The following is a 262-nucleotide window of genomic DNA, read 5'->3' as shown; positions in this document are numbered from 1 at the left end:
GGAATGGATCTGCCATATTTCTTTTGATAACTTTTCTATCTGTTTATTCATTGATTCGATTTCATTTTTGTAAATAACACCAGTTGTATTAGTTGCCTTTGCAATCTGATTTATATTGTTTGTTGTATTTGAAAGTAACCATTGTAGGTTTCTAAATGGTTCTAAATCTACAACATAAATCTCTTTTTCTAATACACATTTTCTAAGAAAGTGGGACATGGTTTTGTAGTTTGCAAGTTTCATTTTCTTTTCAAAAATTTCT

General features: G+C 27.9%; 1 protein-coding gene. It reads right to left on the bottom strand.

The window, feature by feature from the left end:
• The coding region (mobC, locus tag HMPREF3045_RS05400; protein WP_070737671.1) for a MobC domain-containing protein at window positions 1–262 on the bottom strand (262 nt) is incomplete at both ends.

The sequence above is a fragment of the Anaerococcus sp. HMSC075B03 genome (assembly GCF_001815585.1).
In the GTDB taxonomy this organism is placed as follows: domain Bacteria; phylum Bacillota; class Clostridia; order Tissierellales; family Peptoniphilaceae; genus Anaerococcus; species Anaerococcus vaginalis.
The sequence above is the reverse complement of the archived record's forward strand: the minus strand, read 5'-3'. Positions and strand labels throughout refer to the sequence as shown.